General features: G+C 66.8%; 11 protein-coding genes. 2 read left to right on the top strand and 9 right to left on the bottom strand.

Going from position 1 to position 11,969, the window contains the following annotated elements:
- The first annotated feature begins 16 nt into the window (after positions 1-16).
- Positions 17-1,114 (top strand): 4-oxalomesaconate tautomerase, encoded by a 1,098-nt coding sequence (locus tag KVP10_RS14770; protein WP_217965380.1) that lies wholly within the window; start codon positions 17-19, stop codon positions 1,112-1,114.
- A 137-nt stretch (positions 1,115-1,251) separates the two neighbouring features.
- On the opposite strand, the gene KVP10_RS14765 is transcribed toward KVP10_RS14770, so the two are convergent.
- Complete coding sequence (locus KVP10_RS14765; RefSeq protein WP_217965379.1) at positions 1,252-2,175, bottom strand: LysR family transcriptional regulator; 924 nt, start codon at positions 2,173-2,175, stop codon at positions 1,252-1,254.
- Positions 2,176-2,424: 249 nt separating this feature from the next.
- On the opposite strand from KVP10_RS14765, the gene KVP10_RS14760 reads away from it, so the two are divergent.
- Positions 2,425-3,798 (top strand): MFS transporter, encoded by a 1,374-nt coding sequence (locus tag KVP10_RS14760; protein WP_217965378.1) that lies wholly within the window; start codon positions 2,425-2,427, stop codon positions 3,796-3,798.
- 30 nt (positions 3,799-3,828) lie between these two features.
- Here the strand turns inward: KVP10_RS14760 and KVP10_RS14755 are convergent, their stop codons facing one another.
- The 8 genes from KVP10_RS14755 to KVP10_RS14720 form a co-directional block, all read right to left on the bottom strand.
- Positions 3,829-4,818 (bottom strand): LysR substrate-binding domain-containing protein, encoded by a 990-nt coding sequence (locus KVP10_RS14755; RefSeq protein ID WP_246600699.1) that lies wholly within the window; start codon positions 4,816-4,818, stop codon positions 3,829-3,831.
- Positions 4,819-4,842: 24 nt separating this feature from the next.
- The gene (locus tag KVP10_RS14750; RefSeq protein WP_217965377.1) at positions 4,843-5,847 is read right to left on the bottom strand and encodes an amidohydrolase family protein; all 1,005 of its coding nucleotides are present in this window, start codon (positions 5,845-5,847) and stop codon (positions 4,843-4,845) included.
- A gap of 102 nt (positions 5,848-5,949) precedes the next feature.
- On the bottom strand, positions 5,950-6,483 hold the full coding sequence (locus KVP10_RS14745) for a 3-hydroxyanthranilate 3,4-dioxygenase (RefSeq protein WP_217965376.1): 534 nt from the start codon (positions 6,481-6,483) through the stop codon (positions 5,950-5,952).
- A 191-nt stretch (positions 6,484-6,674) separates the two neighbouring features.
- A complete protein-coding gene (locus KVP10_RS14740; RefSeq protein ID WP_217965375.1) occupies positions 6,675-7,097 on the bottom strand; it encodes a RidA family protein in 423 nt (140 codons plus the stop codon).
- Between the two features lie 95 nt (positions 7,098-7,192).
- Positions 7,193-8,704 carry a 2-hydroxymuconic semialdehyde dehydrogenase gene (locus KVP10_RS14735; protein WP_217965374.1) on the bottom strand — a complete coding sequence of 504 codons (1,512 nt, stop codon included), beginning with the start codon at positions 8,702-8,704 and terminating at the stop codon, positions 7,193-7,195.
- 307 nt (positions 8,705-9,011) lie between these two features.
- Complete coding sequence (locus tag KVP10_RS14730) at positions 9,012-10,445, bottom strand: NAD(P)(+) transhydrogenase (Re/Si-specific) subunit beta (RefSeq protein WP_217965373.1); 1,434 nt, start codon at positions 10,443-10,445, stop codon at positions 9,012-9,014.
- Complete coding sequence (locus tag KVP10_RS14725) at positions 10,442-10,756, bottom strand: NAD(P) transhydrogenase subunit alpha part 2 (protein ID WP_217965470.1); 315 nt, start codon at positions 10,754-10,756, stop codon at positions 10,442-10,444. Before KVP10_RS14725 ends, KVP10_RS14730 begins: the two co-directional genes overlap by 4 nt.
- The gene (locus tag KVP10_RS14720) at positions 10,756-11,874 is read right to left on the bottom strand and encodes a Re/Si-specific NAD(P)(+) transhydrogenase subunit alpha (protein ID WP_217965372.1); all 1,119 of its coding nucleotides are present in this window, start codon (positions 11,872-11,874) and stop codon (positions 10,756-10,758) included. Before KVP10_RS14720 ends, KVP10_RS14725 begins: the two co-directional genes overlap by 1 nt.
- Between the last annotated feature and the right edge of the window lie 95 nt (positions 11,875-11,969).

Here is an 11,969-nt window from a genome sequence, read left to right as displayed (position 1 = left end):
CCTCGGAGTCACCAGCATGGCGAACATACCTTGCGTCTTGATGCGCGGAGGCACCTCCAAGGGGGCCTATTTCCTGCGCGACGATTTGCCAAACGATCCCGCCTTGCGCGACCGGATCCTGCTGCGCGTGATGGGCTCGCCCGATCCCCGCCAGATCGACGGCCTGGGGGGCGCCGACCCGCTCACCAGCAAGGTGGCCATCGTCGGCCCGTCCGAGCGCGCCGACGCCGATGTCGATTACTTGTTCGCCCAGGTCGTGGTGGACGAGGCCCGGGTCGACTACGGGCAAAATTGCGGCAACATCCTCGCCGGGGTGGGCCCGTTCGCCATCGAACGCGGGCTGGTGCCCGCGGGCGGCGAACGTACCCGCGTGGCCATCCACATGGTGAATACCGGGCAGATCGCCATCGCCGAGGTCAACACGCCGGGAGGCGAGGTTTGCTACGACGGCGATGCGCGCATCGATGGCGTGCCCGGCACTGCTGCGGCGGTGCCGATCGAGTTCCGCGATACTGCGGGGTCCACCTGTGGCGCGCTGCTGCCCACCGGAAAGGTGCTGAACGAAATCGATGGCGTGGAACTTACATGTATCGACAATGGCATGCCGCTGGTCCTGATGCGGGCGGCGGACTTCGGCATCTCGGGATATGAAAGCCGCGAGCAGCTCGAGGCGGATCATGCCCTGGCGGCGCGCATCGAGGCCATACGCCTGAAAGTCGGCCCGCTCATGAACCTGGGCGATGTCAGCCGGCGCACGGTGCCCAAGATGTGCCTGATCGCGCCGCCCGGCAATAGCGGGGCAGTATGTACGCGTAGCTGGATTCCGCATCGTGTGCACGCCTCGATCGGGGTGCTGGGCGCCGTCAGCGTGGCCAGCGCGCTGGTATTGCCGGGCTCGGTGGCGCAGGGCATTGCCGTCGTGCCTTCCGGCCTGAAGCAGCGCCTCGCCATCGAGCATCCCACCGGCGAGTTCAGCGTGGAATTGACCCGGGACAGCGCCGATACGCTGGCGCAGGACGCCCGGGCCGCGCTGCTGCGCACCGCGAGGCTGATCATGGATGGCAGCGTGCGTGTCCCCGCGTCTGTCTGGGCGGCCGAAGCATCGGGCGCCTGATTCCGGCGTCCCAGGGGCACGCCCAAGCGCGGCCGGTTCGCCTGGATGTCGCCTAGATGGCTTGCGGGCGTATTTGCAGCCTGGCCTTCGCCTTCGCGGCCTGCCCGGCGAGCGGTGTACGGGGGTCGACGGCTTGTTTACTGCTTGCGTGGCGACGCTGGCGCGTCGCCGGGCAGCCCCGTGCACAATTCCTCGACCACCAGCTCGCGCAGGATTTGCGCCGGCTCCGAAAGCGCCGCGCCGCGGCGTGTGACTACCGCCAGCTTGCGCGCGACCGCCGGTTGCATCAGGGGCCTGATCGCCAGGCCTTCGGTCGCGGCGACGGAAAGGCAGGGCACCACCGTCAGCCCCAGGCCTTCGCGCACGAAATTCAGCGCCAGCGCCGTGTGCTGGGCTTCATAGGCCCAGCGCAGGCGCAGGCGGCGCTCGCCCAGCGCGTCATCTATGGTGGAACTGTTGCCCGCGGGCAGGCTGATGCGCACCAGCGCCTCGTCGCTCAACTGGTCCCAGCTTACGCTGCGCAGCCGCGCCAGGCGGTGGACGGCGGGGCACACCAGTACGAAGGGCTCTTGTGCGAATTGTTCGACGGCCAGGCCCTGGCGATTCGAGGCCGCCACGGAAATGCCGAAATCCGTGGTGCCGGCCTGCACCAGCTCGGCGATTTCCTGGATGGAGTTGTCGAATACCCTCAGTGCGATTTCGGGATAGATGCGGCCGAAGCGCCGCAGCGCCGGCGCAATGCGATGCGAGGCCAGCGTCGGCAGGCAGGCGAAGGCCAGCCAACGCGGCGCGTTGCGGCTGTGCTGCCGCAGCGTATCGTAGGACAGCTCGAATTCGCGCATGGCCGCGCGTACGCGCGGCAGTAGGGCGCGGCCGGCGTCGGTCAGCGTCACATCCCGGGTGGTGCGCGCCAGCAGCGTGACGCCCAGGCTGTCCTCCAGCTTGCGGATGCGGTGGCTGACGGCGGTCTGTGACAGATTCAGGTAGGCGGCCGCCTGCTGGAAGCCGCCCTGTTCGGCGATGGCCAGGAAGGCCTGCATGCCCAGAAAGTCGATCTGCACGCGGCGCTCCACCTAGGGGTGACAATTGCCGCAATCTTAACTGATACCCGGCTCCCGTTCCTATCTTCTTTTGCTTCCGGGCCACGGGCAACGCCAACGGGCAACGGGCATCGCCCGGCATGCGGGGCGGCAGCTATCCATGCCGCGGCGGCCCGCGCGGGCGGGCGGCGGGTTTGTTATATTCGTCCCCTTCAATGATCCCGGGGTGCCGCCCTGAACTCGCCGACGCAATCCTCTGCGCAAGCGCCGATGCGCGCGCTCATGTTCCTGGTCTCGGGGATTTTCTTCATGGAAAACCTGGACGGGACGGTGATAGCCACGGCGCTGCCGTCCATGGCGGCGTCTTTCGGCGTGGCGCCGGTGGATCTCAATATCGGCATCAGCGCGTATCTGCTGGCGCTGGGAGTGTTCATTCCCATCAGCGGCTGGGTGGCCGACCGCCTCGGCGCGCGCACGGTGCTGGCGTCGGCGATCGGGGTGTTCACCTTGGCTTCGGTGCTTTGCGGTTTGTCGCAGGGCCTGGGAGTGTTCGTGGTGACACGGGTGCTACAGGGCATGGGCGGCGCCATGATGGTGCCTGTGGGCCGCTTGGTGGTGCTGCGCGCCACGCCCAAGGACAGGCTCATCAGCATCCTGACCACGCTCACCTGGCCTGGCCTGATCGCGCCCGTGCTCGGGCCGCCCGTGGGCGGCTTCATCACGACCTACGCGTCCTGGCGCTGGATCTTCTACATGAACCTGCCCCTGGGCCTGCTGGCGCTGGCGGTGGCGCTGAGCATCGTGCCCGATACGCGCAGCGGCGGGGCGCGCCCCTTCGACGGCCGCGGCTTCCTGCTGACCGGGCTGGCGGTGCTGGCGCTCATGTACGGCGTAGAGCTGGTCTCGCGCGCGGATTCGGGATGGCAGGCGGTGGCGGTGCTGCTGGCGTCAGGCGCCGTGCTTTTGCTGCTGGCGCTGCGGCATCTGCGCCGTGCCGCGGCGCCCATGCTGGATCTGGCCGTGCTGCGGGTGCCGACCTTCGCGGTAGCGGTACGCGGCGGATCGCTGTTTCGCGCGGCGATCAGCGCGGTGCCGTTCCTGTTGCCGCTGATGTTCCAGGTGGGCTTCGGCATGGATGCGTTCCGCTCGGGGCTGCTGGTGCTGGCGGTGTTCGCCGGCAATTTGCTGATGAAGACCGTGACCACGCCGATACTGCGGCGTTTCGGCTTCAGGCCGACGCTGTTGTGCAATGGCGTGTTGATCGTGGTGTCGCTGCTGGCTTGCGCCCTGTTGTCCGCCGGTACGCCGGTGGCGGTGACGGTCGCGGTGCTGTTCTTCGGCGGGCTCACGCGGTCCATGCAGTTCACGACCTTGAGCACGCTGGCCTTTGCCGACATCCAGCAGCCCTCGATGAGCGCTGCCAACACCTTGTTCAGCACGATCACGCAACTGACCATGGGCGTGGGCATTGCGCTGGGCGCGATTGCGATCCGCCTGGGCCGGTTGTGGGCCGATGCGGCCGGCTGGCAAGCCGTTCCAGCCGTGGATTTCAAGCTGGCCTTTGTGCTGGTGTCGCTGGTTGCGCTCGCGGCCTTGTTCGATGCGGCGGGCCTGGAGCGTTCGGCGGGCAGCAATCTGCGTTGAAGCGGCGGGGCCCGGAGCTGCGCGCGTGTATCAGGGCTGCTGCGCCGCCTCGCTGGCGGGCGGCAACTGGGCCGCGCCTACTGCCTCGCGCAGGCAGGCCTTGAACAACTCGACGGCGGGGCCCTGGGCGTGTCCGGGGCGATGGAAGAAGCCGATGTCGCCGAACACGTCCAGCCCGGCGACCGGCAGCACGCACAGCATGCCGGATTCGACAAAGGGCACGGCGATGGTGCGCGGCATGAAGGCGCAGGTCTCGGAATCGGCCAAGAGCGCCAGGTTGGTCAGCACCGACATGGATTCGATCAGGTTCTCGGGCGTGGACAGCCCGGCGTTTTCGAACAGGCGGTCCGCCGTCCTGCGCAGCGAAGAATCGGTGGTGGGCAGTATCCATGGACATGCCGCCAGGTCGGGCAGGCGCAGGCTGCGGCGCCGCGCCATGGGGTGCTTGCGGCCGGCCACCACGCACAGCTCGTCGCGATACAGGACTTCGGGGGCCACCATCTGAGCCGTGGAGCGCCAGGCCGGATCGTCGGGGATGCGGCCCACCACCAGGTCCAGGTCTCCGGTGGCCAGTATGGGCAGCAACTGGTCCATCTGCCCGACGCGCAGGGTGACGATCACGCGCGGGGCGCGGGCCTTGAGCAGCGCGATGGCGTGCGGCAGCAGCGAGGACGAAGCCGCGATCAGTGTGCCGACCAGCACATGGCCCAGTATGCCGGCCTTGTAGGCATTGAGCTCTTCGGTCATGGTGCGCAGCTCGGCCAGCAGCGTCTTGGCGCGGCGGCCTATGAGTTCGCCGAATTCCGTGGGCGCCACGCCGCGGTTGCTGCGCACCAGCAGCGGTTCTCCGAACCAGGCCTCGAGCTCGAGTATGACCTTGCTGACCGCGGGCTGGGTCAGGCTCAAGGTCTGTGCCGCGTGCAGGATGGAGCGGCTCTGCATGACCTGTTCCAGGACCAGCAGCTGCGAGAAGCGCAGCTTGCGGGCCAGGGCGGTGCGGTTCAGCAGCAAGGGGTCCATGTCGGGCGCCGGGATATGTAGCGGCTATATGTCGGACAGGCCGAAGAAGGCTTGCGCGTTTGCGGCATTGATGCGCGCGCGATCGGCATCGTCCAGCCAGGGGTTCTCAGCCACGAGGCGCCCGATCTGCTGCTCGCCCAGGGGGAAAGGGTAGTCCGAGCCGAGCATGACATGGTCCGCACCCATGACCTCTACCAATAGCCGCAGCGCCTTGGGATCGAACACTGCGCTGTCGACATAGAAGCGGTCTACATAGGACGAGGGCGGCTGGGGGCAGTCCTGACGCACGATGTCGCGGCACTGCCAGGCGTTGTCCACGCGGCCCAGCAGGAAGGCGAAGCTGCCGCCGCCGTGGGCGAAGCACAGCTTGAGCGAGCGGGGTATGCGCTCGAACGCGCCCGACAGGATCAGCGACAGAATGCCCAGTTGCGTTTCGGCCGGCATGGAAACGAGCCAGGGCAGCATCCATTTCTTCATGCGGCCGTCGGTCATCATGTCCCAGGGGTGCGCCAGCACTGGAATGTCATGATTGGCGCAATGCGTCAGGAACTGCACCATGTGCTCGTCGTCCATGTCGCGCGGGCCCAGGTGATTGCCGATCTGCACCCCGACGTGGCCGCAGGCGCGGGCCCGCGAGGCTTCGCGGCAGGCCAGGTCCAGGTCTTGCAGCGGCACCTGGGCCAGGGGCTTGAGCCGCCTGGGGTTGGCCGCGCAGTGTTCGAGCGCCAGGTCGTTCATGCGCTCGGCCCAGGGTGCTGCGCGTTCGGCCGGGCAGGCGTAGCCGAACATGATGGGCGTGGCGCAGACGATTTGCACGTCCAGGCCATGCCGGTCCATTTCTTCCAGGCGCAGCGCGGGATCCCACAAGGCCCGGTACACAGGCCGAAATGGCTTGTCGCCCTTCATGATCTGCCCGGTTTCGCCGTCGCCGTCGACCACCAGCCAGGGCGCCTGCGCCGGGTCCAGCGCGGCTGCCTCGGCCTGGGTGACGCGGGGAAAGAAATGTGCGTGTATATCGATTTTTTTCATGGGGTGCGAAAGTCGTGTGGTGTGGATGTCGCCTGCGGCGGCAGGCCGGGCGTCGGGCAATTCGGGCGGCTCGGCCGCCCGCGCATGCCGGCGCAAGAAAGCTCAGGCGGCCTTGCCCGGATGCAGCCTGCCGCAGTTCGGGCAGCGGCGTTTTTCTTCGGACGAGTAGAAGGCGTTGAACAGCGGCGGCAGGTCGGTCACGATGCTCTGCAACTGGGTTTCGACGCGATGCACCAGGTGGCCGCAACCATCCTCGCCCTCGCAATACCATTCGAAGCCGTCGATGTCGCCCTCTGGCCGCTGGCGCTCGATCACCAGACAGGCGCTGTCGGCCTCGGGCCGCTGCGGCGAATGGCGCACGTGCGGCGGCAGCAGGAAGATGTCGCCTTCACGCAGCTCGACGCGTTCGCGCTTGCCGTCCAGCCACAGGTACAGGAAGGCGTTGCCGCGCATCTGGTAGAAGAATTCCTCGTAGGGGTCGTCGTGATAGTCGGTGCGGTGGTTGGGGCCGCCGACGACGGTGACGATGAAGTCGCTGTCCTTCCAGACCTGCTGGTTGCCGACCGGCGGCTTGAGCAGGTGCGCATGTTCGTCGATCCAGCGCGGGAAGTTGAACGGTTTTCCGTAAGCCAGCATGGTCGTCCTCCGTGATGTCCTGGTTTCAATGTCCTGGTTCGAATGCTTTGCGTTGCGCTTGTGTCCTGTGTCTGCAGCCGCATCCTGCCGCTGCCTCGTGGCTCTGCCGCAATCTACAAGGCCGCGGCGGCTCGGGCCTGCCGCTGCCGGGCCGGGCGTGGCCTGCTTGCCTGCCGGCCGCGCGGGGGGCTTCAGCGCGGCAGGTAGGCCACTGCCTTGATCTCGATCAGCAGTTGCGGATGCGGCAACTGGTGCACGGCCACCGTGGTGCGGGTGGGGCCTTCGGCGGAAAAGAACTCGCCGTAGACCTCGTTGTAGCCGCCGAAATCGTTCATGCTCACGAGAAAGGCCGAGACTTCCACCAGGTGCTCGAGCCCGGCGCCTTCGCTGGCGAGGATGTCGCGTATGTTCTCGATTACCGCGCGGGTCTGGGCGCGGATGTCCAGCTTGGTCGTGCCCATGGCGTCGACCTCGGCGCCGGCTATGGAATTGTCGGGCCTGCGCGCGCTGGTGCCCGATACGTACAGGAAGTCGCCGGCACGCTTGATGTGGGGGAACTTGCCGCGAGGGGTGGCTTTGCCTGGAACTACGCGGGCCTGGGTCGAGTTGCTCATAGGTATGTCCTGAATATTGCGGGGCGGCGATTCATGATGCCGGGGCCTGTTTACGCAGAAAGAAGTATGACACCAGTGCGGCGCTCGGGCGCGCCTCAGATCTTGATGCAGATATTGCTGATTTCGGAATAGAAGTCCAGCGAATAGCGCCCGCCCTCGCGGCCCAGGCCCGAAAGCTTGGCGCCGCCGAACGGGGTGCGCAGGTCGCGCGTGAACCAGGTGTTGACCCAGACGATGCCGGTCTCGAATTGCGCGGCCACGCGGTGCGCGCGCGACAGATTGGTGGTCCACACGCAGCCGGCCAGCCCGTAGGCGCTGTCGTTGACGCGCGCCACCGCTTCTTCTTCGGAATCGAAGGGCGACACGTGGCACACCGGCCCGAAGATCTCTTCGCGCATGCAGCGCGCGCTGTCGGGCAGGCCCGTGAAGATGGTGGGTTGCACATAGGCGCCCTGGTCGCGCTCGTCGCCGAAGCTGGGCACGCCGCCTCCGCAGACCACGGTGGCGCCTTCTTCGCGCGCCAGCGCGTAGTAGGACAGGACCTTGTCGCGATGGGTGTGCGACACCAGAGGGCCCATGTCCACGCCCGGCGCGTCCGGGTAGTCGAGGCGCAGCTTCTCGCAGCCGGCCGCCAAGGCCGCCACGAAGCGCTCGAAGATGGGCCGTTCTACATAGACGCGTTCCGAACACAGGCACACCTGTCCCGAGTTGGTGAAGCTGGAGCGCAGCACCCCGGCCACGGCGGCATCGAAATCGGCATCGGCGAAGACCACGGCGGCGTTCTTGCCGCCCAGCTCGAAAGACACTTCTTTCACGCCCTCGGCCGCGGCCTTCATGATGGTGCTGCCGGTGCGTGATTCGCCGGTGAAGGTGATGGCGTCGATATGCGGGCTGGTGGACAGAAACTGGCCGGCGGAATCGGGGCCGAAGCCGTGCACCAGGTTGAAGACCCCGGGCGGCAGGCCCGCGGCCTCGATGACCTCGGCCAGCAGCGTGGCCGAGGAGGGCGTCTCTTCCGATGGCTTCGCGACTACGCAATTGCCCATGGCCAGCGCCGGTGCGACCTTCCAGGTCAGCAGCAGCAGCGGCAGATTCCAGGGCGAGATCACGCCCACCACGCCCAGCGGCTTGCGGGTGACGTAATTCAGCACCTTGGCGCCGTCGGCCGCCGTGCCCTCGAACATCTCGCTGCCGGCGGTGGCGATCAGGTCGGCGAAGCTGCGGAAATTGGCGATGCCGCGGGCCACGTCCAGGCTGCGGGCCTGGTGCACCGGACGGCCGGTATCGCCCACTTCGGCGGCGACGAAGTCGTCGAATCGGCCTTCGATGCCGTCGGCGATCCGGCGCAAGGCCGCGGCGCGTTCGACGGCGCCCTGGCGCGCCCATATGCCGCGGCTGGCGCGGCGCGCCGCCTGGATGGCCGCGTCCACTGTCTGCCGGTCGGCTTCGCAGACGCGGCTGACCACGCGGCCGTCGACTGGATTGACATTGTCGAAGCGGCGCCCTGTTTCGACCCAGGCGCCGTCCACGAAACAGCGCAGCAGCGGCACGCTTTGCCCTGCGGCTGCGGAGGCGGCACGGGTGGCGGAAGGAGAGGTGGCGGCCATGGCGGACTCCGGCTTGGACTATGGAATGTTATGGCCAGTGTATGCAGATTCGTCTATAAAAAATAGTGAAATTAGGTATTTCAGGTATTCTTTCCAGGAATATCAAGACACGGCAAGGCGAATCCGCAAAACGAAAGGAAAAGGGGTGGGCTCTCATGCCCACCCCTGCCTGTCGTATGTAGCTTGGGGCACACAGTCCGGATGTGCTACCCGGAATATTCTCGATCCCTTGGCACGCTACCATCATGCGCCAAGCGCCGGTATTGCCGGCGTAGCGTGGCCCGCGTCCGCGACTAGGCGTCCCGAACTATTCAATCGCCTTGACCATGTCTTCCAGCACTTTCTTGGCGTCGCCGAAGACCATCATGGTCTTGTCCATGTAGAACAGTTCGTTGTCCAGGCCCGCATAGCCGGCTGCCATGGAGCGCTTGTTGACGATGACCGTGCGCGCCTTGTAGGCCTCGAGGATGGGCATGCCCGCGATCGGCGACTTGGGGTCGTTCTTGGCGGCCGGGTTGACCACGTCGTTGGCGCCCAGCACCAGCACCACGTCGGTCTGGCCGAATTCGCTATTGATGTCGTCCATCTCGAACACCTGGTCGTAGGGCACTTCCGCCTCGGCCAGCAGCACGTTCATGTGACCCGGCATGCGTCCGGCCACCGGATGGATGGCGTATTTCACCGTGACGCCCTGTTCGCCGAGCTTTTCGGCGAGTTCTTTAAGCGCGTGCTGGGCGCGCGCCACGGCCAGCCCGTAGCCCGGCACGATGGTGACGGTTTCGGCATTGCTCATGAGGAACGCCGCGTCGTCCGGGCTGCCGGACTTGACGCTGCGCTGCGCCTGGGCGCCGCCCTGGGCGGCCGCGCCCGGCTCGGCGCCGAAGCCGCCCAGTATCACGTTGAAGAAGGACCGGTTCATGGCCTTGCACATGATGTAGGACAGGATCGCGCCCGAGGAGCCCACCAGCGAGCCGGCGATGATCAGCATCGGGTTGTCCAGCGAGAAGCCGATGCCCGCCGCCGCCCAGCCCGAATAGCTGTTGAGCATGGACACCACCACCGGCATGTCCGCCCCGCCGATCGGGATGATGATCAGCACCCCCAGCACGAAGGCGATCAGCACCATGATGATATAGGGCAGCCACAGCTGCGTGCCCATGAACCACAGGCCGCAGGCGACCATCAGCACCGCCAGCACCAGGTTAAGCATGTGCTGGCCCGGGAACACCACGGGCGCGCCCTGGAACAGGCGGAACTTGTACTTGCCGGCCAGCTTGCCGAAGGCGATGACCGAACCCGAGAACGTGATGGCGCCCACGAAGGTGCCGATGAACAGTTCCAGCCGGTTGCCGGTGGGAATCGGCTGGCCGGGCGCGGCGATGTTGAAGGCATGCGGCTCGGCCACCACCGCCACGGCGATCGCCACGGCGGCAAGGCCGATCATGCTGTGCATGAAGGCCACCAGTTCGGGCATCTTGGTCATTTCGACGCGGCGCGCCATCACCGTGCCGACGCTGCCGCCGATGAGCAGGCCCAGCAGCACCCAGCCCAGCCCGATGCCGGAATTGGTCGACAGGCCGATGATCAGCGCGGCGGTGGTGAGCACCGCAATGGCCATGCCCGCCATGCCGAAGGCATTGCCGCGCCGCGAGGTGGTGGGATGCGACAGGCCCTTGAGCGCCTGGATGAAGCAGATCGAGGCCACCAGGTAAAGCAGCGTGACCAGATTGGCGGAAATCATGGCTTGCCTCCCGCGGGCTTCTTGTCTTTCTTCTTGAACATTTCCAGCATGCGCCGCGTGACCAGGAAGCCGCCGAAGACGTTCACCGCCGCCAGCGCCACCGCGAATACGCCCATGAAGCGCGCCAGGCCGCCGTCGGTAAGCGCCGCGGCCAGCATCGCCCCGACGATGATGATGGCGGAGATGGCGTTGGTGACGGCCATGAGCGGCGTATGCAGGGCAGGGGTGACGTTCCACACCACGTGGTAGCCGACATAGACGGCCAGCACGAAGATGATGATGTTGATCAGGGTGGGATTGACCGCTTCCATCATGCGCTCCGGAGTACCTTGCCGTCCGCGCAGACCATGCAGGCTTTGACGATCTCGTCGTCCTGCTGGATGGCCAGCGCCCCTTCGGCGTTGGTGATGAGTTTGAGGAAATCGAGCAGGTTGCGGGCGTACAGCGCCGAGGCGTCGGTGGGAACCAGCGCCGGCAGGTTGCCGTAGCCGATCAGGCTGACGCCGTGCTTTTCGACTACCTTGTCTTTTTCGGAGAGCGGGCAGTTGCCGCCGCGCTCGACCGCGAGGTCGACAATGACCGAGCCGGGCTTCATGGCGCGCACGGTGTCTTCGGAAATCAGCACCGGAGCCGGGCGTCCCGGGATCAGCGCGGTGCTGATGACGATGTCGGCCTGCGCGCAGCGTTGCGAGACCAGCGCCGCCTGGCGCGCCATCCAGGCTGCCGGCATGGGCCGCGCGTAGCCGCCGGTGCCCTGGGCGATCTCGCGTTCTTCGTCGGTTTCGAAGGGCACGTCGATGAACTTGGCACCCAGCGATTCGATCTGTTCCTTGGCGGCCGGGCGCACATCCGAGGCCTCGACGATGGCGCCCAGGCGCTTGGCGGTGGCGATGGCCTGCAGGCCGGCCACGCCGGCGCCCAGCACCACGACGCGCGCTGCCTTGAGCGTGCCGGCCGCGGTCATCATCATGGGAAACAGCCGCCCGTATTGGTTGGCGGCCAGCAGCACCGCCTTGTAGCCGGCCAGGTTCGCCTGCGAGGACAGTACGTCCAGGCTTTGCGCGCGCGTGATGCGCGGCGCCGCCTCGAGCGCGAAGGCCGTCAGGCCAGTTTCGGCCATTGCCGCCAGGCCTGCCTGGTCGTAGGGATCGAGCATGCCCGCCAGCGCCGCGCCGCGTTTCATGCGGCCGCGTTCGGCTGCATCGGGCGCGCGCACCTTGAGCACGAGTTCGGCACCCAGCGCCTGGCCGGCGTCACCCAGGGTGGCCCCCGCCTGGGCGTAGGCGTCGTCGTCATAGTGGGAGGCCGCGCCGGCCCCACTTTCGACGATGACCGTGTGCTTGGCCGCGACGTATTTCTTGACCGTTTCGGGCGTGGCCGCCACCCGCGTCTCCCCCTGCAGGGTTTCGCGCGGAATTCCTATCTGCATCGAGACTCTCCTTGTCCCTGGAGGGCTTTTTTATCGGGCTTACTATACATGAACTGATTAACCATTATTTGCAAAAATGCTGCTGCGTGCGGCGC

It is taken from the genome of Candidimonas humi (genome assembly GCF_019166065.1).
Taxonomy (GTDB): Bacteria; Pseudomonadota; Gammaproteobacteria; order Burkholderiales; family Burkholderiaceae_B; genus Candidimonas; species Candidimonas humi.
Note: the sequence above shows the minus strand (reverse complement) of the source record. Positions and strands in the feature narration are given on the sequence as shown.

What these genes read in the sequence shown, in the direction of transcription:
- KVP10_RS14770 (WP_217965380.1), top strand. Translation starts at nt 17, where the DNA reads ATGGCGAACATACCTTGCGTCTTGATGCGCGGAGGCACCTCCAAGGGG.
- KVP10_RS14760 (WP_217965378.1), top strand. Translation starts at nt 2,425, where the DNA reads ATGCGCGCGCTCATGTTCCTGGTCTCGGGGATTTTCTTCATGGAAAAC.
- KVP10_RS14755 (WP_246600699.1), bottom strand. Translation starts at nt 4,818, where the DNA reads ATGGACCCCTTGCTGCTGAACCGCACCGCCCTGGCCCGCAAGCTGCGC.
- KVP10_RS14750 (WP_217965377.1), bottom strand. Translation starts at nt 5,847, where the DNA reads ATGAAAAAAATCGATATACACGCACATTTCTTTCCCCGCGTCACCCAG.
- KVP10_RS14745 (WP_217965376.1), bottom strand. Translation starts at nt 6,483, where the DNA reads ATGCTGGCTTACGGAAAACCGTTCAACTTCCCGCGCTGGATCGACGAA.
- KVP10_RS14740 (WP_217965375.1), bottom strand. Translation starts at nt 7,097, where the DNA reads ATGAGCAACTCGACCCAGGCCCGCGTAGTTCCAGGCAAAGCCACCCCT.
- KVP10_RS14735 (WP_217965374.1), bottom strand. Translation starts at nt 8,704, where the DNA reads ATGGCCGCCACCTCTCCTTCCGCCACCCGTGCCGCCTCCGCAGCCGCA.
- KVP10_RS14730 (WP_217965373.1), bottom strand. Translation starts at nt 10,445, where the DNA reads ATGATTTCCGCCAATCTGGTCACGCTGCTTTACCTGGTGGCCTCGATC.
- KVP10_RS14725 (WP_217965470.1), bottom strand. Translation starts at nt 10,756, where the DNA reads ATGGAAGCGGTCAATCCCACCCTGATCAACATCATCATCTTCGTGCTG.
- KVP10_RS14720 (WP_217965372.1), bottom strand. Translation starts at nt 11,874, where the DNA reads ATGCAGATAGGAATTCCGCGCGAAACCCTGCAGGGGGAGACGCGGGTG.